Origin of the sequence: Streptomyces sp. ATCC 21386 (assembly GCF_018728545.1) — a bacterium.
GTDB lineage: Bacteria > Actinomycetota > Actinomycetes > Streptomycetales > Streptomycetaceae > Streptomyces.
In genome coordinates, this window is record NZ_JAAVVL010000001.1 from 5531234 (window position 1) to 5554603 (window position 23370).

Consider the following 23370-nt stretch of genomic DNA (forward strand, 5'->3'; position numbering starts at 1 on the left):
CCGTCGCACCCGTCGAAGGGGCGAACCGTGAGGGCGCCGGGCGGTGCGGCGCCCTCACACGGCTGCTGTCGGGCTCTCTGCCGTGTTCGCGCCGCCGTGCCCGGCCCCTTCGTACGCCGCCCGCATCAGGGCCTCCATGTCGGCGAGTATCGGCATGCGCGGGTTGGCGGGGGCGCACTGGTCCTCGTAGGCGTTCAGGGCCTGCTGGGGCAGCGCGTCGAGGAAGGTCCGCTCGTCGACGCCGAGCGCCCGGAACGACGGCTCGATGCCCACGGCCTCCCGCAGCCGCTCCACGGCGGCGGCCAGGCTCTCGACGCCCTCCGCCGGATTGGTGGCGGGCAGGCCGAGCGCGCGGGCGATGTCCTGGAAACGTTCGGGTGCGCGGTAGTGCTCGTACTTCGGCCAGCCGGTCAGCTTCGTCGGGACGGTGCCGTTGTAGCGGATGACATGGGGCAGCAGGACCGCGTTGGTGCGGCCGTGGGTGATGTGGAAGGTGGCGCCGAGGGTGTGCGACATGGCGTGGACGATGCCGAGGAAGGCGTTGCCGAAGGCCAGGCCCGCGATGGTGCCCGCGTTGTGCATCTTCTCCCTGGCCCGAGGACTGGTGGCGCGAGCGTTGACGGCCGCCTCGATGTGGTCGAAGACAAGCCGGATCGCGTGCAGGGCGAGCCCGTCGGTGAAATCGTTGGCGTACACGGACACATACGCCTCGATGGCGTGGGTGAGGGTGTCGAACCCGCTGTCGGCCGCCAGGGCCGGGGGCAGTTCGATGGTGAGCAGCGGGTCGACGATGGCCACGCTCGGGGTGAGCGCGTAGTCGGCCAGAGGGTACTTCTTACCGGTCGCCGGGTCGGAGATCACGGCGAAGGGGGTGACCTCCGCGCCCGTCCCGGACGTGGTGGGCACGCACACCAGACGGGCGAGCGCCCCGGGCACCGGGAAGCGGAAGGCACGCTTGCGGATGTCGGAGAACTTCTGCCGCATGTCAGCGAAGTCCATCTCCCGGCCGGCGGCCTGCTGCTCGTACAGCAGCCACATCACCTTCGCCGCGTCCATCGGCGAACCGCCGCCCAGCGCGATGATCGTGTCCGGGCGGAAGTCGCGCATCAGACGGGCGCCGCGCCGCACCGAGTCGATGCTCGGCTCCGGTTCCACGTTGTCGATGACCTGCACGGTCACCGGCTCCTGGCGTCGTTGCAGGACGCGGTTGACGCGGTCGACGAAGCCCAGCCGGGTCATGGTGGCGTCGGTGACGACCGTGACCCGGTGGACGTCCGGCATCGACTGCAGATACCGGATGGCCTGCGGCTCGAAGTAGATCTTCGGTGGGACCTTGAACCACTGCAGGTTGTTGCGTCGGGCGGAGACCCGCTTGATGTTCAGCAGGTGCGCGGCGGAGACGTTGTCGGACACCGAGGTGCTGCCCCACGAACCGCAGCCCAGCGTCAGCGACGGCAGCAGGCTGTTGTAGATGCCGCCGATGGCGCCTTGTGAGGAGGGGGAGTTGACGATGATCCGCACGGTCTTCATCCGCCTGCCGTACGCCTCGGTGACCGCCCGGTCCTCGGCGTGGATCACGGCACTGTGCCCTTGGCCGTGGAAGGCGACCATGTCGGCCGCCAGCTCGAAGCCGTGCTCCTGGGAGCCGGCGCGCAGCACCGTGAGCACCGGGCAGAGCTTCTCCCGGGTCAACGGCTCCGCGGGACCGACCCGTTCGGCCTCGACGAGGATGAGCGAGGTGCCGGCGGGCACGGTGAAGCCGGCCTGCTCGGCGATCCACTCCGGGCTCCGCCCGACGGCCCCGGAGTTGACCCTCGGCTCGCAGCCGTCGCCCACGCCCCTGCCGCCCGGGAAGAGGAAGGACTCCAGCTTCTCCTTCTCCTCGGCGGTCGCCAGGTGGGCACGCAGGGTGCGGAACTCGCTGAGTGCCGCGTCATAGATCTCGTCGTCCAGGATGACGGCCTGCTCGGAGGCGCAGATCATTCCGTTGTCGAAGGACTTCGACAGCACCAGGTCGTTGACCGCCCGCCGCAGCTCGGCGCTCCTGTGCACATACGCCGGGACGTTGCCCGCCCCGACGCCCAGAGCCGGCTTGCCGGCCGAGTAGGCGGCCTTGACCATGGTGTTGCCGCCGGTGGCGAGGATCAGCGAGACGCCCGGGTGCCGCATCAGCAGGCCGGTCGCCTCGACGGACGGCGTCTCGATCCACTGGACGCAGTGCTCGGGAGCCCCCGCCGCGACGGCCGCGTCGCGTACGACGCGAGCCGCCCGCGCGCTGCATCGCTGGGCGGAGGGATGGAAGGCGAAGACGATCGGGTTGCGGGTCTTCAGGGCCATCAACGCCTTGAAGACCGTGGTCGACGTCGGGTTGGTGACCGGCGTGATCGCGCACACCACCCCCACCGGTTCGGCGATCTCCACCATGTCCTCGATGTCGTCGCGCGCGACGACGCCGACCGTCTTCATCGGACCCATGCTGTGTGTGACGTGTTCGCACGCGAACATGTTCTTGGCCGCCTTGTCCTCGAACACACCGCGGCCCGTCTCCTCCACCGCGAGGCGGGCCAGAGCCGTGTGCTGGTCCAGGGCGGCCACCGACGCCTTCTTGACGATGTGGTCGACCTGTTCCTGGGTGAGGCCGTCGTAGTCGGCGAGTGCCTTGAGACCGTCCGTGACCAGACGGTCCACGGCCACGGCGGTCCTGGACGGCGCCTCGCTGGTCGTGGTGGCCTCGGGGCCACGGTCGTGACGGGTCATGAGGAATGCCTCCGGGGTCAAGCGCCGCCGCTGTGGGAGCGGTGACGTACGGGGTGAAGGGCGGCGCGCCACGCACGCCGAACCGGCCCGCGCCGGCGGCGCCGCACGGGCCTGCCGCCCTGGGACCGATGTCGCTCAGCCGCTCACTCTCGTCCGCCGCGGCCGGGTACCGGAGGTGCCGATGGTCCCTCGTCGGGACTGAACGGCCCGACGGGGTCCGACGAGCCGGTGATCCGCTCTGAAACAGGGCCGACAGGCCCTGGCCGTCCGGCCCCGGTACGACGAGGATCATCGGGTCGAGGCCCATACTGTCCGTGGCGGACAGGGCGGCGTGAGTGCGGAACCGAGGAGTGAAGCGATGCCGGTCAGCGAGCAGCCGGGTTCGGAGGACCAGATCCGGGTCTTCCTGCTGGACGACCACGAGGTCGTACGCCGTGGAGTGCGCGACCTGCTGAACGACGAGCCGGACATCTCGGTGATCGGCGAGGCCGGAACCGTGGAGCAGGCCCTGGTGCGGGTGCCCGCCCTGCGGCCGCAGGTGGCGGTGCTCGACGTCCGCCTGCCCGACGGCGACGGGATCACCGTGTGCCGGGAACTGCGCTCGCGCATGCCGGAACTCGTCTGCCTGATGCTGACCTCCTTCGACGACGAGGAGGCCCTCCTGGACTCGATCATGGCGGGGGCCTCCGGGTACGTCCTGAAGCAGATCCGGGGCTCGGACCTGGTGTCGGCGGTCCGCACGGTGGCCGCGGGCCAGTCCCTGCTCGACCCCAGTGCCACCGCGCGGCTGATGGCGCGCCTGCGGCAGGGGCCGAAGGAGGAGCAGGAGCCCGAGGCGCTGCCGGGCCTGACCGAGCGGGAGCGGGAGATTCTGGCCCTGATCGGCGAGGGGCTGACCAACCGTCAGATCGGTCAGCGGCTCTTCCTCGCCGAGAAGACGGTCAAGAACCACATCTCCCGTCTGCTCGCCAAGCTCGGAGTGGAGCGGCGCGTGCAGGCCGCCGTCATCGCCACCCAGGCCCAGGACCGGCTGCGGCAGGGAGGGCAGTAGACCGCGGACGCCGGGCGCAGCCGCAGGCCGGACGCGGTGCGTCCCCCCGGTCGGGGCAGGCGCGGTGGACCGCGTACACGCCGGACCGGTGCGCGACCGGATCCGCTACCGTCCCCCTGGCGGGCCGTTACCGTGGCCCACGAGACGGCGGAGCGGGCGGCTGCCGGCAGGCTGCGGCGAATGTGGAGGAGCACCGGTGGCGGGCGTGGAGAGGGCCGACGAAGCGCGTGTGAGGTTGCCGCAGCTGAGGTTGGATGAGCTGTTGGGGGAGTTGCAGGCGCGGCTGGATGCGGCGCGGGGGACGCGGGATCGGGTGCACAGTCTGTTGGAGGCGGTGCTGTCGGTCGGGCGTGAGCTGGAGTTGGAGCAGGCGTTGCGGGGCATCGTGGAGGCGGCTGCGGTGCTGGTGGACGCGGAGTATGCGGCGTTGGGTGTGATCGGGCCGGACGGGAAGCGGTTGTCGGCGTTTCACACGGTGGGGGTGAGTGAGGAGCGGATCGCGTTGATCGGTCCGTATCCGGAGGGGCACGGGATTCTGGGGGAGTTGATCAGTCGTCCGGAGCCGTTGCGTCTGGCGAACCTGTCGGAGCATCCGGCGTCGTACGGTTTTCCGCCGAATCATCCTCCGATGCATTCGTTTCTGGGTGTGCCGATCCGGGTGCGTGAGCAGGTGTTCGGGAATCTGTATCTGACGGAGAAGCGGGGTGGGGCGCGGTTCGACGAGGAGGACGAGTCGGTGCTGTCGACGTTGGCGGTGGCGGCGGGTGTGGCGATCGACAATGCGCGGTTGTACGAGGAGTCGCGGTTGCGGGAGCGGTGGCTGCGCGCCAACGCCGAGATCACCCACAGCCTGATGTCCGGCGGCGAGCCCGGCGAGGTCCTCCGGGTGATCGCCGAACGCGCCCGCGAGATCATGGCCGCGGCTCTCGCGGTCGTCGCGGTGCCGATGGAGGGCACCGACTCGCTCACCGTCGATCTCGCCATCGGTGAGGGAGCGGTGGCCCACCGCGGGCTGGTGCTGCCGCTGGAGGGCAACCTGATCGGCCGGGCCTTCTCCGAAGCCGCCCCCGTCACCAGCATGGACGTCTCCCGCGACGAATCCGGCGTGACCGGCGTGCCGAGCCTCACCGGTCTCGGCCCGGCCGTGGCCGTTCCCATCGGATCGGGGGAGGGAACGCGCGGCATCCTGCTGCTGGCGCGCGCGGAGGGCCGGACGGTGTTCACCGAGCCGGAGATCGAACGCCTGCAGGGCTTCGCCGCGCAGGCCGCGGTCGCCATGGAGCTGGCCGAACGCCGACGGGACGCCGAACAGATCGCGGTGCTGGAGGACCGAGACCGGATCGCCCGGGACCTGCACGACCTCGCCATCCAGCGGTTGTTCGCCACCGGCATGACCTTGCAGAGCGCGGGCCGCTTCATCGAGCACGCGGAGGCCTCCGAGCGGGTGCTGCGGGCCGTCGACGACCTCGACGAGACCATCAAGATCATCAGGTCCACCATCTTCGGCCTCCGGTCGCGCGAGAGCGCCACCGGTGTCGGCCTGCGGGCCCGCGTGGTGCGGGTGGTCGGCGAGGCGGCACCCGTCCTGGGCTTCGCCCCCAGCCTGCGGCTGGAGGGACTCCTGGACACCGATGTGCCTAAGGAGGCCGCCGACCACCTGGTCGCCGTGCTCTCCGAGGCCCTGACCAACGTCGCCCGGCACGCCCGAGCGTCCCGGGCCGACGTGGTGGTGGAGGCCGAAGGGGGAGAGGTGCGCCTCACGGTCGCCGACGACGGGGTGGGCATTCCCGCCGAGGGCCGCCGCAGCGGACTGCGCAACATGGCCGAACGCGCCCGCCAGTCGGGCGGCGAGCTGGAGACCACCAGCCCGCCCGGCGGCGGCACGACCCTCGTGTGGCGGGTGCCGTCGAAGCACGGCCAATAGCGGAGGACCTTCGGCGAGGAGCTCCCGGCTGGGTGGGCGCCGGCTGTTCCCGGCGAACCCTTGCCCCTATGCGGTGGGCGCCGGCTGCTCGCCCGAACCGCGGACGATCAGCCGGGTGGGGACGGTGAGCGTGCGGGCGCGGGAACGGTCGCCGTCGAGTCGGGCCAGAGCGGTGGTCGCGGCGGTCCGGCCGAGCTCCTCGGGGTTCTGAGCGACGACGGTCAGCGCGGGTTCCAGCGCCTCGGCGAGGGCCACGTCGTCGAAGGCGACCACCGCCACCTCCTTGCGCTTGCCGCGGGCGAGTTCGGCCACTATGCCCAGCGCCATGATGTTGTTCCCGGCGAACAGGGCGGTCGGCGGGTCGGGCAGTTCGAGGAGCCGGGCGGTCGCGGCCTCGGCACCCCGCTGGTCGTGCGCGTCGGCGACCAGCGCGGGGTCGTAGGGGATGCCCGCCTCCCCCAAGGCCGCGCGGTAGCCGGCGAGCCGCTCGCGGCGGGTGTACAGCTTTGCCGGCAGGTCGCCGACGAACCCGATGCGTCGGTGCCCGTGGGCGATGAGGTGGGTGACGCCGTCCTGGGCCCCCGCCCGGTTGGAGCTGACGATGCTGTCCGTGGTGAGTCCGACCCCGGGGCGGTCGAGGAAGACGACGGGCAGCCCCGCCGTACGCTGCGCCCGCAGGTGGGAGTGGTCGGCGCCGACCGACGGCACGACGATGAGGATGCTGACGCGCCGGGCCAGGAACTTGGCGGTCAGAGAGCGTTCACGGTCGGGGTCGTCGGCGGACGACCCCATGAGCAGCGTCAGCCCGCGTTCGCGGACGCTGTCCTCGATGCCCCGGGCGACGGCCCCGAAGAACGGGTTGCCGAGGTCGGGGACGACCAGTCCGACGGTGGTGTCCGGGCCGCCGACGCGCATGTTGCGTGCCATGAGGTTCGGCTGGAAGCCCAACTGGGCCACCGCGGCGAGGACTTGCTCCCGGGTCTGCGCCGATACGGGTCCGTCCTCGTTGAGGACGCGGGAGACCGTCTTGGCGCTGACGCCGACTTCTCGGGCGACGTCGGCCAGGGTGGGGCGGCGGTTCGCTGCCATGGAGGAAACCGTCTCCTGTGGGCTCTCGGTCCCGGCCGCGGCCTTCGGCCGGAACTGCGAGAGCGTGTCGTGCTGTCAGGTGGCCTGTACTCCGGCGGCCTTCGCGGCCTCCGAATCCGCTACGACAGTAGCGCCGGCCGCGTCCACGGTGAGCGCGCCGGTCATGATGGCGACGACCTCCGCCATCGAGTAGTCCGACGGCTTGATCACGGCCGCGCGCCTGCCGAGGCGGTGGACGTGGATCCGGTCGGCGATCTCGAAGACGTGCGGCATGTTGTGGCTGATCAGGACGACCGGCATGCCCTTGTCACGGACCCGGCGGATGAGGTCGAGGACCTGACCGGACTCCTTGACGCCGAGGGCGGCGGTGGGCTCGTCCATGACGACGACGCTGCGGGCCCAGGCGACGGCACGGGCCACCGCGACGGCCTGTCGCTGTCCGCCGGAGAGGGTCTCGACGGCCTGCGTGAGGGAGCGCAGGCCGATCTTCAGGTCGGCCATGTGCTCCGCGGCCTCCTGTCGCATGCGCTTCTTGTCCAGCATGCGGAAGGCACTGCCCAGCACACCGGGGCGGCGCAGCTCGCGGCCGAGGAACATGTTCGAGGCGATGTCCATGGACGCGGCCACGGCGAGGTCCTGGTACACCGTCTCGATGCCGTGGGCGCGGGCGCTCTGCGGACCGGAGAAGGTGATGGGCTCCCCGTTGAGGCGGATCTCGCCCGCGTCCGGGGTCACCGCGCCGGTGAGGGCCTTGATCATGCTGGTCTTGCCGGCGCCGTTGTCACCGATGACGGCCAGCACCTCGCCCGGCATGAGGTCGAAGTCGGCGCCGTCGATGGCGGTGACATGGCCGTACCGCTTGACCAGACCGCGGGCCTGCAGAACGGGGGTCGGGGTGGCGGTCATCGGGCCTTCTTCCGGGAGATCTGGTCGACGGTCACCGCGAGGATCACCAGCACACCGGTGATCAGGGTCTGGTAGATCGAGGCGACACCCATCAGCTGCAGGCCGTTGCGGAAGACACCGACGATCAGGACACCGATGAAGGTGCCCAGGACCGATCCGCGTCCACCGAAGAGGCTGGTGCCGCCGAGGACCACGGCGGTGATGCTGTCCAGGTTGTCGGTCTGACCGGCCTGCGGGTCGCCCACGCCGGTACGGGAGATGAGCAGCAGGGCGGCGATGCCGTAGAGCACGCCCGCCACGGTGTACACGCCGATGGTCAGGCGGGAGGTGCGGATACCGTTCAGCCGGGCCGCCTCCGGGCTGTTGCCCAGCGCGTAGACGTGCCGGCCCCAGCCGGTGCTGCTGAGCGCGTAGGCGAGGAGGAGGAACAGGGCGATGGTGACCAGCGAGCCGTAGGTCACGTCGGTGTAGCCGAGCGGGAAGGTCTCTCCGAGCGCCGTCAGCGGACCGGGGAGGTTGGTGACCGTCTGCTCCTCGGAGTAGATGTGGGTCAGGGCGAACGCCACATTGAGCATGCCGAGGGTGACGATGAACGGCGGCAGCGGGATCTTCTGCACCAACACCCCGTTGAGCAGGCCGAATCCGCCGCAGACGACCAGGCCCAGACCGATGGCGGCCAGCGGCGGGAGTGTGCCCTCGGCCGCCATCCTGGCGATCACGATGCTGCCGAACGCCATCACGGCACCGCACGACAGGTCGATGCCCGCCGTGAGGATGATCAGGGTCTGGCCGATGGCGAGGGTGCCGACGACCATGACCTGCTGAATGATCAGGGAGAAGTTGCCGCCGGTGAGGAACTGGTCGGTCGAGAGGGAGAAGAAGGCACAGGCCAGGAGCAGGGCGGCCAGGGGCCCGGTGGTCGGAGCCGTGAGCAGCCTGCGGGCCGTCGTCGGAGCTTTCAGCTCCGCGTACGGCGAGGAGGTGCTCGGGGGCGTGGACGTGGCTGTCATGCGAAGTCCTTGTCGGAAGACAGATCCTTGTCGCCAGGACAAGGGGGGCGGCCGCCCCCGCCGGTCGGGGAGGTGGCGGGCCGGCCGCCCCGCACAGGGAGGTGGCGGTCTCGTACGAGCCTGGGGCCTCTCGTTCGGGTCACGCCGGCTTCGGGCCGCGGCGGCTGAAGACCGCCGGTGAGCGGGGCTCGCGGAGCCTGAAGGTCGCCGGTGAGCGGGGCTCGGTGCGTGCCGAGCCCCGCGGCCCGGGGCGTGATCCGGACGACAGGTCCTCGGGGGCGGCTCAGCCCCAGCAGTTCTCCAGGCCGTAGGCGGTGTCCTTCGACGCGACGCCGTCCTGTGCCTTGTCGGAGATCAGCGTGACGCCGGTGTCGGTGTAACCGGACGCCTTCTTGCCGTCCTTCGCGTAGGTCACCACGGCCTTGACGCCCTCGGCGGCCATCTTCAGCGGGTACTGCTGCGAGGTCGCGGCGATCTTTCCGTCCTTGACGGCCTGGGTGCCGGTGCAGCCGCCGTCGACGGAGACGATCAGGACGTCCTTCTCCCGGCCCTTGGCCTTCAGCGCGGTGTAGGCGCCGAGGGCGGCCGGCTCGTTGATGGTGTAGACGACGTTGATGTCCGGCTCCTTCTGGAGGCAGTTCTCCATCGCCGTCTGGCCCTTGGCCTGGTCGCCGCCGGTGTCCTGGGCACAGGCGACGTCCTTGTCGGTGGCGCCGAAGCCCTTCAGGAAGCCCTCGTGGCGCTGCACGCCGACGGAGACGCCGGGCGCGAGGTCGAGGGCGGCTATCTTCGCCTCCTTGCCCTTCATCGCGGCCTTGGCGTACTCGCCGATCAGCTCGCCCGCCTTGACGTTGTCGGTGGCGAAGAGGGCGTCGACCGCGCTCTCCGGCTCGGTCGGGGTGTCCAGGGCGATGACCAGGACGCCCTTGGCCTTCGCCTTCTCGATCGCGGGGACGATCGCCTTGGAGTCGCTGGGGGTGATCAGGATGCCCTTGACCCCGGCGGCCACCATGTTCTCGATGGCGGTGACCTGACCGGCGTTGTCCCCGTCGAACTTGCCGGCGGCGGTCATCAGCTCGACGCCCTCGGCCTTCGCGGTCTTCTCCGCGCCTTCCTTCATCTTCACGAAGAACGGGTTGGTGTCGGTCTTGGTGATCAGGCCGACCTTGACGTCGCCCGAGCCGGAGCCGGAGGCGTCCGAGCCGGAGTCTGCGCCGGAACCGGGCCCGCAGGCGGTGAGGGCGAGTGCCGCGACACCGGTCAGGGCGGCGGCTCTGAGGACGGCGGAGGAGAGGCGAGCGGTGCGAGACATGAACACTCCTGTGAGATTTCGAGCGGCACGGGGCCGGGAGTTCGGAGCATGCCGCCCCGATGTGTCATCGCTGACTTATGTCATCGTTGACACTGCATGGCGAGGATGATGGACTCCGTCTCGCGGCAACGTCAATGCCTTGCACCCGTCACAAATCGGCAACGTCCACGACCGCGGTCCCCGCGCCCCGTTCCGTGGCCGTGTCACCGAGCGCCCGCTGTCCCGGTCCTCCCGGAGAGAAGAGCAGCCCATGAGCCCGCGCCAGATCACCGTCCTGGGGGAGTGCGTAGCGGACGCCTTCGCCGAAACCCCGGCCGCCCCTAACGAACTCGCGCTGCGCGTCCTGCCCGGTGGCGGGCCCGCGAACACGGCGGTGGCACTGGCTCGTCTGGGCACCCCGGCACGCTTCCTGGCCCGCCTCTCCGACGACCTGTTCGGCCGTCTCTTCCGGAGCCATCTGGAAGCGTCCGGCGTGGACCTGTCGTACGCCGTGGCCGCCGCCGAGCCCAGCACGCTGGCCGTGGCGGAGCTGGACGCACGGGGGCAGGCCGCGTTCTCCTTCCACGCCCAGAACACGGCCGACTGGCAATGGACTCCGGGAGAACTGGAACGGGTGGACCTGTCGGAAGCCGCCTGCGTGCACACCGGCTCACTGGCACTGGTCCGCGCGCCGGGCGCGACCGCGGTGGAGGAGTTCCTGGACCGGGCTGCACCCCGGACCACCATCAGCATCGACCCGAACGTCCGCCCGCTGCTGGTCCACCCCGATGTCTACCGGGAGAGGCTCGCGCGCTGGTGCCGCCTCGCCGACATCCTGCGGCTGAGCGAGGACGACCTGGAACTGCTGCTGCCGGGCACCTCGCCGGAGCAGGCCTGCGACATCTGGCACGCCGCGGGAGTACGCCTGGTCGTGATCACGCTCGGCGCCGACGGTGCCCTCGCCTCCCTCGACGGCGAACGGGTACGGGTGCCCGGGGTGACGACCCGGGTCGTCGACACGGTGGGCGCCGGGGACTCCTTCACCGCCGGACTGCTGCACCACCTCGCGGAACGCGACCTCCTCGGCGGCCGGCTGACCGGTCTCGATGTCGACGACGTGGCCGAGGCCGGCCGTTTCGCCGCCCGGGTCGCCGCCCTCACCTGCTCGGTCGCCGGCCCCAATCCGCCCTGGCGGGAGCAGGTGGCACAACCGGTGACCCCCGCCGACGCGTGACGGCCCGTATGCCGCCCGGCTCCTGAACCAGCGCCCCCGCACCCCCGGCCCAGCCACCCCGCACCCCCGCCCAGCCACGGACAAGGACACGCCACCATGACGAAGACCCTGCTCGCCGAGTTCACCGCCCGAGAGGGAGCGGAGGACGAAGTCACCCGCCTGATCCGGGACTACGCCCTCAAGGTGCGCGCCGAAGAAGGCAACCTCGCCTTCGACGTCTACACCAAGGAGGCCGCGCCGCGTGCCTACTGGATCTTCGAGGTCTACCGGGACGACGACGCCTTCAAGGCGCACCTGAACGCTCCCTACGGCGCCCCGTTCAACGCCGCCCTCACCCCGCTGATCGAGGAGGACGCCTCGGTGCTGACGTTCCTCGATCCCCTGTCCACGGGAGGGTGACCCGCTGTCCCCGTGATCGTCGCGCGTGGGGCCGACAGGCCCTGCCCCGAAGGCCGTTCGGCATCCGCGGAGCGGGCCCAACTGCAGGCGCAGTTAAGGGAGTTCGTCGGCTGCGACGGAGGACGGGGCCGGGTGGAGGTTCGGGGAGAGCCGGAGGGCGGGGGAGTTCTCCGGGTCGGCCGGGTCCCGTCGGTGTCACAACTTGAGCGTGAACCAGGTGGTCTTCCCGTCGTCCGTCGGGCGCACTCCCCAGCTCTCGGAGAGGGCGCGGACCAGATGCAGACCACGTCCCGACTCCTCGTCCTCCGCCGCGAGGCGCGGCTGGGGGAGTTGCGGGCTGTTGTCGCTGACCTCGACCGTCAGATCCGTGGCCGTACGGCACACCCGCAGCCCGACGGGGCCCGCGGCGTGCTGGACGGCGTTCGTCAGGGTCTCGGAGAGCAGCAGCAGCGCGTGGTCGGCCGGATCGGTGCAGTCCCAGGAGGTGAGAGCCTTGGTGAGGAACGCCCGGCCCTCGGGCACCGAGGAGGGGACGGCCGGCAGATCGGTGGTGACGGACGCGAGCGGGGCGGCCGGCAGCTGGGCGAGGAGCAGCGTGACGTCGTCGTTGTGGCTCTCGGCGTCGGGCAGCAGCCGGGCGAGCACGTGGTCGGCGGCCGCCTCCAGACACGAGTCCTGGACGAAGAACCCGTCGAGGGAGGAGACGAGTTCCCCGATGTGGTCGTCGATGTCGCTGCCGGGGGTCTCGACCAGGCCGTCCGTGTAGAGGACGAGCGTGGCCCCCGGCGGGATCTCCTCGCAGGACTGCTGGTAGAGGATGCCCCCGACGCCGAGGGGCGCGTTGACGGGTGTGGTGAGCCGGCGGACGTGGTCGCCGGGGGAGGCGATCAGCGTCGGCAGATGGCCGGCCGAACAGACGGTGACGGTGCCCGTGTCCGGTGCGATGACCAGGTAGCAGCAGGTCACGAGCTGGTCGGGGACGTCGAGGTCGGCGACGCAGGTGTCGAGGGCCTGCATCAACTGACGCGGTTGCATACCGGTCTTGGCCAGCGCGTGCGCGGCGGACCGCAGCTGACCCATCACGGCGGCGGCCTCCAGGCCGCGCCCCATGACGTCACCGATCAGCACCCCGACCCGGCCCGCGCCCAGCGGGACGAGGTCGAACCAGTCGCCGCCGACGCCGGCGCCCTGGGTGGCGGGCCGGTAGCGGCTCGCGGTGGCCAGCCCGGTGATGGCGGGCGGCGTCCCCATCAGGCTGCGCTGCAGGGTGAGCGCGATGTGCCGTTGCTGCTCGTACAGAGCGGTGAGTTCGGCCTCGGCGCGTTTGCGGTCGCTGATGTCCCGCACGATGGCGCAGGCCCCGACGACCGTGCCGTCGGTGTCCCTGGTCGGCCACAGCGTGACGTCGACGTCCAGCAGGGCGCCCGCCCGGGTCAGGCGCAGCGTCTCGAAGTGCTCCACCTTCTCGCCCTGCCGCAGCCGCTCCATGAGCGCGCTGATCTCGTGTCTGCGGTCCATCGGGGCGAGGAAGGACATGTGGCGGCCGATCGCCTGCTCGGCCGTGTAGCCGTACAGCCGTTGGGCGGCCGCGTTCCAGTAGGTGATGTGGCCGTCCAGGGTCTTGGCGAGGATCGCGTCCTGGGACGATTCGACGAGCGCGGCCAGCTCGTTGATGCGCCGCTCGGCGGCCTTGCGGTCGCTGACGTCGCGTACGGCGGCGGACACCAGCAGTCCGTCCGCGGTCTCCAGAGGGCTGAGGCTGATCTCGACCGGGAACTCCGTGCCGTCCCTCCGCAACCCGTGCAGCTCCAGCCCGGCGCCCATCGGGCGCACCTGCCGGTTGGCGGCGTAGCCGTCGCGGTGCCGGGTGTGGTGGTCGCGGAAGCGGTGCGGGATGAGCAACTCGACCGGCCTGCCCAGCAGTTCCTCGCGCCGGTAGCCGAACAGGGCCTCCGTCTGGGCGTTGACCAGCCGGATGGTCCCGGTGTCGTCGACGATGACCATGGCGTCCGGCGCGGCCTCCAGCAGCCCCCGGAAGCGCTCCTCGACCACACTCGGTCCCCCGCCGCCGTCCGGTCGCGCACCGCAGCGACAGTCCTCCGGATCGGTGGTCCCGACGCGACGCGCCGGGACCACCGGGACGAAGTCGTTCATGTCCGTCCCACCCCGCCTTCCCTGACGATCCGGTCATCCCACTGCATCCGTGCCGGACGTGCCGCTGTTTGTCATCAACTGTGTTTCTAACGAGTGAATTTGCATGATTGGCGCCTCAAATGCCCGTCCTGCAACGTCCGCTGTCCGAGAGAGCCAGGACACGTCGGAACTCCGGGACCGACAGGCTCCCTTCGGGACCGATCGGCTCACGCGGGTGGCTGCCCCGCGGAGAGACGCTTCCGCGGCCCGCCGCCCTCCATGGTCCGGCCCGCCCGGTGACGGCACGGTTCGTGGGCCGGGGAACGCCGCCGAGGCCGTCCGGGCGCTACAGGGCGTACGAGAACGCTGGTCGGGGCCGTTGCGCGGGGCGGGGCCGGCGGTGCCACGTTGTCCTGCCGTGCGGCTCGAAAAGCCCCCGCGCGACCGCCGCACGGGCACAGGGCGCCGAGGCACACACCGCGCCGACCGACGGCCCGGTGCACGGACGGGCAGTCCCCGCCGACCGTCGCCTACGCGGTCCCACGTCCGGCGAAGGGCGGCCTGCCGGAGGGGTCCGGCGGTGAGGCGTGCCGTCCGGGGACGGGCACCGTGACGACGGGGACCGTGGCGTGCCGCAGACAGTCACGGGCGACCGCGCCGACAGCGGGGTGCCCGTACTCGTGGTGGTCGCCGCGCCCCAGGGCGAGCAGGTGCGCGCCGCGGGCGTGCTTCAGCAGGACCCGCGCGGGCGGCCCCTCCACCACGACGGCGCGCACGGCGCCGTCGAAGCGCGGGCCGAGGGCCTGGCGCACCGCTCCCGCGAGCAACCGCGCGGCCCGAAGACGTTGTTCGGCGGATCCCGGGTGGGCCGACGCCGGAGCGTAGGGGGCGAGCGCGGGGCCGACCCTTTCCCAGGCGTGGACGGCGACGACGTCCGCGCGCTGGGCCTGGGCCTGCTGCACGGCCCAGCGCAACGCGGCCACGGACGCGTCGGATCCGTCGACGCCGACGACGATACGGTTCCCGGCGGTCGGGTTCGGCATGGTGGCCTCCCTGGACGGTCTCTGGTCCCACCGTGCCCCTCACCGACGCCGCGGGCCGTGGGCCGGGGGACCCGTCCGCGTGCCCAACGGTCCCTCGCCGCCGGGCCGCCCGGCGGCCCCTGCGAGCCCACGGTTCGCTCTCATGCCTGGACAGGGCCGGTGAGTTGCACGATGTCGTCGGACGCGACGTCGTGGAGGCGGATGGCCAGGTCCTCCAGGGCACGGCTCGCGGCGAGTTCGTCGCCGATCTCCGGGATGGGGCGGTCGATCGGGTTGCGCCGGGCCACCCCCCTGCCGGTGAGGTGCGAGGTGTCCCGCGTACCCAGGACGGCACGCGCGTGCGTCTCGTCCCCCTCTTCGCTGATGTAGATCTGGACGGTCCACCGCTTGGCTTCCATCATGATCACTTCCGTCCCGCTCCTCGTCTTCCACTTCTCAGCGTGCGCCGGTCCCGAGGGCCGGTCCAGCGCCCGCAGGCCTCCCGGCCATCGCGGCGCGTTCAGGACTCCAGCTTCGGGCGGCGGCGGTCGGCCCGGCGGCGCGCGTGTCCAGCCGTGCTCAGGCCGGGCGGCGGTGTCCGGTGTCCGGCCTGGCGAGGTGGAGGGAGAACCAGTCGCGGGCCAGCTCGGCCGCGGTGGCCAGGGTGCCCGGCTCCTCGAACAGATGGGTGGCACCGGGCACGACAGCGAGCCGGTGCTCACAGCGGAGCCGGTCGGCGGCGAGACGGTTGAGGCTGAGCACCCTGGTGTCCAGACTCCCCACGACGAAGAGGGTCGGGGCCCGCACCCGGCCCAGAGCCGCCGGGGCCGCCAGATCGGGGCGCCCGCCCCGGGAGACGATCGCGCGGATGTCCGCCCCCGGCGCTGCGGCGGCCTCCAGGGCGGCCGCGGCTCCGGTGCTGGCACCGAAAAAGGCAACCGGCAGCCCGGTTCCCTCACGCAGCCAGGTGGCGGCGGCGTGCAGCCGGTCGGCCAGCAGCGCGACGTCGAAGACATTGCGGCGGTCGCCCTCTTCCTCCGCCGTGAGCAGATCGAGCAGCAGGGTGCCCAGGCCCGCCCGGTCGAGGACGTCGGCGACGTACCGATTGCGCGGACTGTGCCTGCCGCTGCCGCTGCCGTGCGCGAAGACGACCACCACCGGGGCCGCGTCGGGCAGCACCAGCCGCGCGGGCAGCCGTACGTGTCCGGCGGGCACCCGCACCTCGCGGACCGCGGACCCTTCCGACCGCCGGGCCGGGCGGGCCGGGGACGGGCGCCGGGACAGGCCCGTGGACCTCTCCCCGGCCCCGGCCCGGCGGTCCGGGACATCCGTCCGCCGGCCCGGACGCGACGGTTCGAACATGACAGCGTTGGGGGCGGAAGGCGGCGACTGGGCCGGGGTGGCACGGGTGAGGAGATCGATCACCTCGGAGTCGCGCGTCTGCGTGAAGTCGCGGTACCACGCGCCCACCGAGCCCAGGTTTTCCACCGTCTCCAGGCAGACGACGTGATCGGCCACCGCGCTCAGCCGGGCGACGGCCTCCACCGATCCCACCGGGACGGCGGGGACGACCTTCGCCGCGCCCTGCCCCCGCACCACCCGGCAGGCCGCCTCCGCCGTGGCACCGGTGGCCAGCCCGTCGTCCACGACCAGCGCGGTGCAACCCGCCAACGGCACACGGGCACGCCCGGAGCGGTAACGGGCCACGCGCCGCTCCAGCTCCGCCCGCTCGGCGCGCTCGACGTCCGCCAGCTCCTCGTCCCGCAGCCCGCAGCTGTCGATCACGTCCTGGTTGAGGACACGGACCCCGTGCTCACCGATGGCGCCGAAGGCCAGCTCCGGCTGCCACGGCACCCCCAGCTTGCGCACCACCAGCACGTCCAGCGGTGCCTCCAGTGCTCCGGCCACCTCGCAGGCGACCGGCACGCCGCCCCGAGGAAGTCCCAGGACCACGACGTCCTCGCCGCGCAGGTGCCCGAGACGTCGGGCCAGTCGGCGTCCGGCGTCCGTACGGTCGTCGAAGGGCATACGCCACCTCCTCGTGCGCCCACCGCGACGAAGCGGGGGAGCCGGTGTCGGAAGACAAGGCGCCTCCTGCCGTCACCTCCATTGCACCGCGTCGTGGCGCGAGCGCGCGAGGGGCCTTCGGCCCAGGTGAGGGCCGGACGGTCCCTCGCGGTTCCGGCGGCACCGCCGCAGACTTTTCATGGGCCGCGGATTTTGCACGCGCCGCAGACTTTTCGTGGAGCGGAAACCGGATTGCCTCGCCGGGAGGTTGCGATGACCACGCGAGAGCTGGACACGAAGACGGTGGCCGATCTCGTGGCCGACGCCACGGCCGCCCCGTCCATGCACAACGCGCAGCCCTGGCGCTTCCGCTTCGTGACCGACGAGCGCGTTCTGCTGCTGCGCGCCGACCTCGACCGGGCCATGCGCCGCACCGACCCCACCCACCGGGCACTGCACATCGGCTGCGGGGCGGCGCTGTTCAACCTCCGCGTCGCCGCGGCGCACGCGGGCCTGTCCCCGCTGGTCCGGCTGCTGCCCGACCCGGGCGACCCCCGGTTGCTGGCCGCCGTCCAGCTGGCCGCCGCGCACCCGGAGGACCACAAGGTGCCGACAGTGGACGAGCAGGATCTGGCCCGGCTGTACCCTGCCATCCACCAACGGCACACCAGCCGCTACCCCTTCGACGACCGGGACGTCCCCGACGACGTGCGGGCGCGGCTGCGGGTGGCCGCCGCCCGGGAGGACGCCGAACTCACGTTCCCCGGTGCCTGGCACCTCGACACCGTCCTGGAGCTGGTCCGGGACGCCGAGAGCCGCGACATCCTGGACCCCGGGGGCCGCGAGGACCTGGAGCGCTGGACCCGGCTCGGCCCCGAGGCCGACATCGCCACCGACGGCGTACCCGAGTACGCGTTCGGCCCGCGCCGTCGGGACGGCCGGGCACCGCTGCGGGACTTCGCCGGGCGACGGCCGGTGGCCGACCGCGGCAGCACCACCTTCGAGAGCAGCCCCCACCTGGCCCTGCTGTACACCCGCGGTGACGGGCTCCTCGACTGGCTGCGCGCCGGGCAGGCGCTGGAACACGTCCTGCTGGAGGCCACGACAGCCGGACTGGCCGGCGCGCTGACCTCCCACCCGCTGGAGAACGACGACCTGCGCACCCTCGTCCGCGACCCGGTCTCCGGGCGGGGGTACGTCCAGATGGTGCTGCGTCTCGGCTACGGGCCGCACGGCCCGGCCACACCCCGCCGCCCCGTCCGTGACGTCCTCGACATCACCTGAGGGTGCCGGCCCGCCTCGCCCGACCGGCTGCCGGGCCGGGGCACCTCGTCGCCATGACCGGGGACGGGGTGAACGACGCGGCCGCCCCGCGGGCCGCCCACATCTGCGTGCCAAGGGCATCACCGGTACGGACATGGCCAAGGAAGCCGCCCGACCCGTGCGGCCGGCCCGACGGGAGGAGCGGCCCCGGCTCACCGGGACAGGGGCAGCACGCTCTCGTCCAGTACCTGCCCCGCCGACCGCCGCGGTGAGGCGGGGCCTTCCGGCCCGTAGCCCAGGCGGATCACCATCTGCGCATGGGCGCGGCGGCCCTCCTCCTGCGGCGGGGCGAGCCGCTCGCGCAGGTCCGGCCATTCCAGGGCCTGGTGCAGCAGGGAGGCCCGCAGCCCGCGGGCGGTGGCCACCAGCAGGACGCGTTCGAGGGCCTGTCCGGCCCGCAGCCAGTCGGCCCTGCGGTCGTGCGCGGTGGACAGCACGTTGATCGACGGCCGCGTCTCGAAGGGCCGGCTGGCCAGCGCGGAGGGGTGCCGGTGGGCGCCGAAGTCCCGCAGCGGAACCCGCTCGCGGAAGTCCTGCGGACCCACCGTCGCCGGTGGCATGCCCAGCAACGCCGTGTTGGGCTCGTGCACCCAACGACGGCTCTCCGCGGCCCTGTCGGCGTCGGCGGTGTTGCGGTGTTCGGCGTCACGGGTGAGCCGCAGCAGACGGTCCGTGGCGCGTGGCCCGGGGTGCCTGAGCAGGGCCCCCTCGCTGTGGGCGGCCTCGGCCAGTTCCGCGGCCACCGCGGTGGGCACGGGCACGTCGGAGAAGGGGAACCGGCTGCTGTGCCGGCGCCACAGCGCCTCGAACAACCCGGGAAACGGCGTGGTCCGCACCGGGCCGCCGAACCGTACGGTGGCGAGCAGGTCCGGCTCGTCGGGCCGGGGCAGCAGCCGGGTCACCGGCTCCCGGCCGAAGTGGGCCACCGCCACCCTGAGGTTGAGGACGGCACAGCCGACGGAGAGGTGCAGGGCGCGGCCCGTGGGGTCGATGTGGCGCAGACCGCGATCCGCCACGGCGCGGATCTCCAGCGTCACCGTGTCCGGATCGAGCCGGAACCGCCAGGGCTGGGTGTTGTGGATGGAGGGCGCGGCCACGGCCGCCGAGATCAGTGTCTCCAGCGTCCGGGCGTCGAGGGTCTCGGACCACATCAAAAACTCCTCCCCGCCCCGCGTACACGGAGCCGGTGGGCCTTGGAGGCGGACCCTGGCCAGTGTGGTGGCCCCACCCCGGGCGCGGCATGGGCCGTACGGTCCCGCCCCCTGCCGGTCGGCCCGGGTCCGCCGCCCCCGCACGGCAGTTGGGGCCGAAGGGCCCGGCGAAAGGACTGTGCGGCCCCCTGCGCGCGCGGTGGTCCTCCACGAGGCTTTCGCACAGGAGCAGCCAGGCCCGAGCACAGGAGGCGCGCACCATGCAGCGACACGTGACCGTCGGGGTCGACGAATCGACCGAGAGCCTCGCCGCGGCCCACTGGGCGGCCAGGGAGGCCCTGCGCCGGGGTGCCGAGGTGAGGCTCGTGCACACCTGGGCGTGGCACCCCCGTCCCTCCGCCTCCGTGCCGGCCGACGTCAGTGAGCGCCGCTGGGCCGAACAGACGCTGGACCGGGCGGTCGTCAGCGTGCGGTCCGCACACCCCGGACTGCGGCTCGTCGACCGGCTCGTGGCGGACTCCCCGGTGGACACGTTGTTGGAGGAGGCCGAGAAGGCTGAACTGCTGGTGCTCGGCTCCCGTGGACTGGGCGCGGTCACGGGGTTCGTCGTCGGCTCGGTCTCACAGCGCCTGGTCGCCAGGTCGCCTCGTCCCGTGGTGCTCGTCCGGGCCCGGCAGACCCTCGCCGACGAACACCTCCCCGCCCCGGACGGCATCTCGCCCGAGGAGATACCGGAGACCCCCTACCGGGACGTGCTCCTCGGGCTGGACACCTCGCGTCCCTGCGACGAACTCGTCGAGTTCGCCTTCGCCGCCGCCGCGCGGCGTGACGCCCGGCTCCGTGTGCTCCACGCCTACCGGGTCCCGGCGGCCCACACGGTGGACGACACCTCCGCGCCGACACCGGCACCCGAGCTGCTCGCGGCGCGGGAGCGTGCCGTCGTGGCGACGCTGCGCCCCTGGTGCGACAAGTTCCCCGGGGTCCCCGTCGTGGAGAGCGTCGTGCGGGAACGGGCCGCCAACGCGCTCGTGCAGGCCGCGACCGGGGCCGGTCTGGTCGTCGTGGGACGCCGGATCCGGGACACCAGTCTCGGGATCGGTCCGCAGGTCGGTCCGGTCACCCACGCGGTGCTGCACCACGCCGGCTGCCCCGTGGCCGTCGTCCCGCACCCCTGAGCCGATCCGGTGAGCCGAGCCGGTCTTGCGCCGACCTGATGCCTGAGGACGACCACGTCCCGGTCCCGACCGGGGTCCGGTTCCCACCGGTCTCCCGGTCGTTCTCAGGCGTCGGTCTCAGGCGTCGGTCTCAGGCGTCGGCCTCAGGCGTCGGCCTCGACGGCCGTGAGGCGGATGCCGGTCACCAGATCCGGGCGGATACGGACCGCGTGGTCCATGGTTCCGCTCACCCAGGGCCGCAGCATCGCCTGGTAGCGGGCAAGCTCCTCGGGATCGGTGACCGGGCGCGCGTAGCCGGTGACGACCACGCTCCAGCCGAGGTGCGTCTCCGGATCGATGGCGTCGGCCTCGTACGCCACCACGACTCCCAGGTCGTCGGCCTCCTGCGCCCGCGCGGTCAGGGCTGTGCCCTCATGGGTGCGGATGACGATGTCGCCGTCGTCCAGCACATGGTTGACGGGACGGACGGTCGGCAGCGCGTGCCGGGTGAAGACGACCCGTCCGAAGGACACACTGCCGAGCAGCTGCAGTGCCTCGTGGCTGTCGAGGTCGACTGACCGCCGGGGCTTGGCGGCTCCGTTGGGTTCGCTGATCGGCATAGTGGTCTTCCGCGCAGGTGGGTGTGCGTGCTGACGGCATTCGGCACGGGCGGCCTCCATGGAACGGTGACCGCCCGTGGCGCGGTAGGGCCGTTCGGCCCTCGCCCCCGGGCGAACCGGCCCCGGACTCCCGGCGAGGAGGCCGACAGGATCGCTCAGCTCGCCAGCTGGGACCGGCGCGACGTGCCCGGGTCCGAGCCCGCCGACGTGTCGGCGTCGTCGATGCGGTGCTCCAGGTCGGCGGAGACGTCGACGACTCCGTCCACACCGCTGCACAGCCGCACCACGACCGGGACGAGGGACCTGCGCTCGACGGTGCCGCGGAGCGTGACGCGTCCGTCGACCACGCGTACGAGGACCGCGTCGGGCGCGATGCCCAGGGTGCGCAGGAGAACGTCTCCGTTGATCTCCTCGCGGATGGCGCGGTCGCCCCGCAGGAACACGCGGAGCAGGTCCGCCCTGCTGATCATCCCGACCAGCCGGCCCGCCTCGTCGACGACCGGCAGCCGCTTGACCCGGTGGCGCTCCATGACCTGGGCGGCCTCCACCACCGTCCACTCCGGTCGGGCGGTCACGGCCGGAGTGCTCATCAGTCCCGCGGCCGTCGCCGCCTCAGCCTTCGCGCGGCTTGCGGGCTTCGGGTGCAGCACCGGCAGCAGACCGGCCGGATCCAGTTGTGCGGCCTCCTTGCGCAACAGGTCCGCCTCGGAGACGACACCCACGGGACGGTCGTCGTCGTCCACCACCGGTACGGCCGTGATGTCGTACTCGGCGAGCAGTTTGGCGATCTCCTTGAACCCGGTGTCGGGGTGCACCCGGACGACCGACGTGGTCATGAGGTCGCTCACCAACCGGTGCCGCATGGCACTCGCCTCCTGAAAACGCTCGTGTCTCTCCCGTTGCCTCCCACCCACTCTCCACCTGCGCCGGGCAGGGCTCCATGGGCCGGTCGGCCCCGGCGGGGGACCTGCGGCCCCTGCTCCCCGGGGGCCCGCCACCACGACGCTGCCATCGGGGACCCCGGCCACGAGGCCGGGGAGACGGCCTCCCCGGCGAGGGGGCCGGGGAGACCGTCGTCCCCGCCCGTCCCGTCCCCCGCCCGTCCTCGACCGACCCGCCTGCAGTCCCCGACCCCATGAGGAGCACACCGCCATGACCGTTCGCGTCGGCATCAACGGCTTCGGCCGTATCGGTCGCACCTACCTGCGCGCCGCCCTCGCCCGCGCCGAGGCCGGCACCCAGGACGTCGAGGTGGTCGCGATCAACGACATCACCTCGCCGGCCACGCTCGCGCACCTGCTGGAGTACGACTCGACGTTCGGACGCATCGGACGCGAGGTGAGCCACGACGACAGCTCGATCACCGTCGACGGCCGGCGCATCACGGTCACCGCCGAACGCGACCCGGCCGCCCTGCGCTGGGCCGACCACGGTGCCGACATCGTCGTGGAGTCCACCGGCCGCTTCCGCGACCGTGAGTCCGCCGCCCTGCACCTGAAGGCGGGCGCGCACACCGTGCTGCTGTCCGCCCCCGGCAAGGGCGTGGACGCCACCATCGTCATGGGCGTCAACGACGGCACCTACGACCGCCACCGCGACCGGATCGTCTCGGCCGCCTCCTGCACGACCAACTGCGTGGCCCCGATGGTGAAGGTCCTCGACGACGCCTTCGGCATCGAACGCGGCGTCATGACCACCATCCACGGCTACACCAACGACCAGGCCCTCCTGGACAGCCCGCACAAGGATCTGCGCCGCGCCCGCTCGGCGACACTGAGCATCATCCCGACCAGCACGGGCGCCGCCCGCGCCGTCGGACTGGTGGTACCGGAGCTGGCCGGAGCCCTGGACGGGATCGCGGTCCGGGTGCCCGTGGAGGACGGCTCCCTGACCGACCTGGCCGTCGTGCTGGAGCGCGAGGCCACGGCGGAGGAGGTCAACGCCGCGTTCGCGACGGCCGCCGACGGGCCGCTGCACGGCGTCCTGCGCGTGTCGACGGCTCCCATCGTCTCCCGCGACGTCATCGGGGACCCGTCGTCCTGCGTCTTCGACCCGGCCCTCACCCAGGTCAACGGCACCCTCGCCAAGGTCTTCGGCTGGTACGACAACGAGTGGGGTTACACCAACCGCCTCCTCGACCTGACCGCACTGGTCGCCGACGACTGACGGACGACGACCCAGGACACACGGGAAGAAGCACGAGGAAGCACGATCCCCCGTCCGCCGCCGTACCCGCGTCGAACCGGGGTCGGCGGGCCTAGGCTCGACACAGCGATGGGACGCCCACGGGCTCCGCGCG

The 23370-nt window shown here is 72.3% G+C and carries 19 protein-coding genes; 7 read left to right on the top strand and 12 right to left on the bottom strand.

Translation table 11 applies throughout. The features are described from left to right. Nucleotides 1–54: 54 nt before the first annotated feature. Nucleotides 55–2757, bottom strand: a complete 2703-nt coding sequence (gene adhE, locus GWK25_RS23625) for a bifunctional acetaldehyde-CoA/alcohol dehydrogenase (RefSeq protein ID WP_215452733.1) — start codon at nucleotides 2755–2757, stop codon at nucleotides 55–57. A 358-nt stretch (nucleotides 2758–3115) separates the two neighbouring features. Between adhE and GWK25_RS23630 the strand changes: the two genes are divergently transcribed. Together GWK25_RS23630 and GWK25_RS23635 are read left to right on the top strand one after the other, a co-directional pair. Continuing rightward, entirely contained in the window at nucleotides 3116–3808 is a 693-nt protein-coding gene (locus GWK25_RS23630) for a response regulator transcription factor (protein ID WP_215452735.1), read from the top strand. A gap of 196 nt (nucleotides 3809–4004) precedes the next feature. Then, nucleotides 4005–5732 carry a GAF domain-containing sensor histidine kinase gene (locus GWK25_RS23635; RefSeq protein WP_215452737.1) on the top strand — a complete coding sequence of 576 codons (1728 nt, stop codon included), beginning with the start codon at nucleotides 4005–4007 and terminating at the stop codon, nucleotides 5730–5732. 66 nt (nucleotides 5733–5798) lie between these two features. On the opposite strand, the gene GWK25_RS23640 is transcribed toward GWK25_RS23635, so the two are convergent. From GWK25_RS23640 to GWK25_RS23655, 4 genes are all read right to left on the bottom strand, one after another. Then, nucleotides 5799–6821 (bottom strand): LacI family DNA-binding transcriptional regulator, encoded by a 1023-nt coding sequence (locus GWK25_RS23640; protein WP_215452739.1) that lies wholly within the window; start codon nucleotides 6819–6821, stop codon nucleotides 5799–5801. A gap of 75 nt (nucleotides 6822–6896) precedes the next feature. Next, complete coding sequence (locus GWK25_RS23645) at nucleotides 6897–7727, bottom strand: ATP-binding cassette domain-containing protein (protein WP_184903144.1); 831 nt, start codon at nucleotides 7725–7727, stop codon at nucleotides 6897–6899. Next, nucleotides 7724–8737 carry an ABC transporter permease gene (locus GWK25_RS23650; protein WP_184903146.1) on the bottom strand — a complete coding sequence of 338 codons (1014 nt, stop codon included), beginning with the start codon at nucleotides 8735–8737 and terminating at the stop codon, nucleotides 7724–7726. The genes GWK25_RS23645 and GWK25_RS23650 overlap by 4 nt, the downstream gene beginning before the upstream one ends. Before the next feature lie 283 nt (nucleotides 8738–9020). Then, nucleotides 9021–10049 (bottom strand): sugar ABC transporter substrate-binding protein, encoded by a 1029-nt coding sequence (locus tag GWK25_RS23655; protein WP_215452744.1) that lies wholly within the window; start codon nucleotides 10047–10049, stop codon nucleotides 9021–9023. A gap of 250 nt (nucleotides 10050–10299) precedes the next feature. Between GWK25_RS23655 and GWK25_RS23660 the strand changes: the two genes are divergently transcribed. Beyond that, nucleotides 10300–11262 carry a carbohydrate kinase gene (locus GWK25_RS23660; RefSeq protein ID WP_215452745.1) on the top strand — a complete coding sequence of 321 codons (963 nt, stop codon included), beginning with the start codon at nucleotides 10300–10302 and terminating at the stop codon, nucleotides 11260–11262. 96 nt (nucleotides 11263–11358) lie between these two features. Further along, the gene (locus tag GWK25_RS23665; protein ID WP_215452747.1) at nucleotides 11359–11661 is read left to right on the top strand and encodes a putative quinol monooxygenase; all 303 of its coding nucleotides are present in this window, start codon (nucleotides 11359–11361) and stop codon (nucleotides 11659–11661) included. Between the two features lie 195 nt (nucleotides 11662–11856). Here the strand turns inward: GWK25_RS23665 and GWK25_RS23670 are convergent, their stop codons facing one another. The 4 genes from GWK25_RS23670 to GWK25_RS23685 all read right to left on the bottom strand — a co-directional run bounded on the left by GWK25_RS23670 (nucleotide 11857) and on the right by GWK25_RS23685 (nucleotide 16844). Then, nucleotides 11857–13815 (bottom strand): PAS domain S-box protein, encoded by a 1959-nt coding sequence (locus GWK25_RS23670; protein ID WP_215452749.1) that lies wholly within the window; start codon nucleotides 13813–13815, stop codon nucleotides 11857–11859. Nucleotides 13816–14324: 509 nt separating this feature from the next. Next, complete coding sequence (locus GWK25_RS23675; RefSeq protein ID WP_215452751.1) at nucleotides 14325–14837, bottom strand: universal stress protein; 513 nt, start codon at nucleotides 14835–14837, stop codon at nucleotides 14325–14327. A gap of 140 nt (nucleotides 14838–14977) precedes the next feature. Then, entirely contained in the window at nucleotides 14978–15238 is a 261-nt protein-coding gene (locus tag GWK25_RS23680; RefSeq protein ID WP_308010742.1) for a DUF1876 domain-containing protein, read from the bottom strand. A 157-nt stretch (nucleotides 15239–15395) separates the two neighbouring features. Beyond that, nucleotides 15396–16844 carry a phosphoribosyltransferase gene (locus GWK25_RS23685; RefSeq protein ID WP_215452756.1) on the bottom strand — a complete coding sequence of 483 codons (1449 nt, stop codon included), beginning with the start codon at nucleotides 16842–16844 and terminating at the stop codon, nucleotides 15396–15398. A 252-nt stretch (nucleotides 16845–17096) separates the two neighbouring features. On the opposite strand from GWK25_RS23685, the gene GWK25_RS23690 reads away from it, so the two are divergent. Then, a complete protein-coding gene (locus GWK25_RS23690; RefSeq protein WP_215452758.1) occupies nucleotides 17097–18107 on the top strand; it encodes a nitroreductase family protein in 1011 nt (336 codons plus the stop codon). A 191-nt stretch (nucleotides 18108–18298) separates the two neighbouring features. Here GWK25_RS23690 and GWK25_RS23695 read toward each other — a convergent pair whose 3' ends face one another. Beyond that, a complete protein-coding gene (locus GWK25_RS23695) occupies nucleotides 18299–19297 on the bottom strand; it encodes a hypothetical protein (RefSeq protein WP_215452760.1) in 999 nt (332 codons plus the stop codon). A gap of 260 nt (nucleotides 19298–19557) precedes the next feature. On the opposite strand from GWK25_RS23695, the gene GWK25_RS23700 reads away from it, so the two are divergent. After that, nucleotides 19558–20472, top strand: a complete 915-nt coding sequence (locus GWK25_RS23700; RefSeq protein ID WP_215452762.1) for a universal stress protein — start codon at nucleotides 19558–19560, stop codon at nucleotides 20470–20472. A 143-nt stretch (nucleotides 20473–20615) separates the two neighbouring features. Here the strand turns inward: GWK25_RS23700 and GWK25_RS23705 are convergent, their stop codons facing one another. Together GWK25_RS23705 and GWK25_RS23710 are read right to left on the bottom strand one after the other, a co-directional pair. Continuing rightward, nucleotides 20616–21071 carry a pyridoxamine 5'-phosphate oxidase family protein gene (locus GWK25_RS23705; RefSeq protein WP_215452764.1) on the bottom strand — a complete coding sequence of 152 codons (456 nt, stop codon included), beginning with the start codon at nucleotides 21069–21071 and terminating at the stop codon, nucleotides 20616–20618. A 155-nt stretch (nucleotides 21072–21226) separates the two neighbouring features. After that, entirely contained in the window at nucleotides 21227–21934 is a 708-nt protein-coding gene (locus GWK25_RS23710) for a CBS domain-containing protein (protein WP_215452766.1), read from the bottom strand. A 289-nt stretch (nucleotides 21935–22223) separates the two neighbouring features. Between GWK25_RS23710 and gap the strand changes: the two genes are divergently transcribed. Continuing rightward, on the top strand, nucleotides 22224–23237 hold the full coding sequence (gap, locus tag GWK25_RS23715) for a type I glyceraldehyde-3-phosphate dehydrogenase (RefSeq protein WP_215452767.1): 1014 nt from the start codon (nucleotides 22224–22226) through the stop codon (nucleotides 23235–23237). Nucleotides 23238–23370 lie beyond the last annotated feature (133 nt).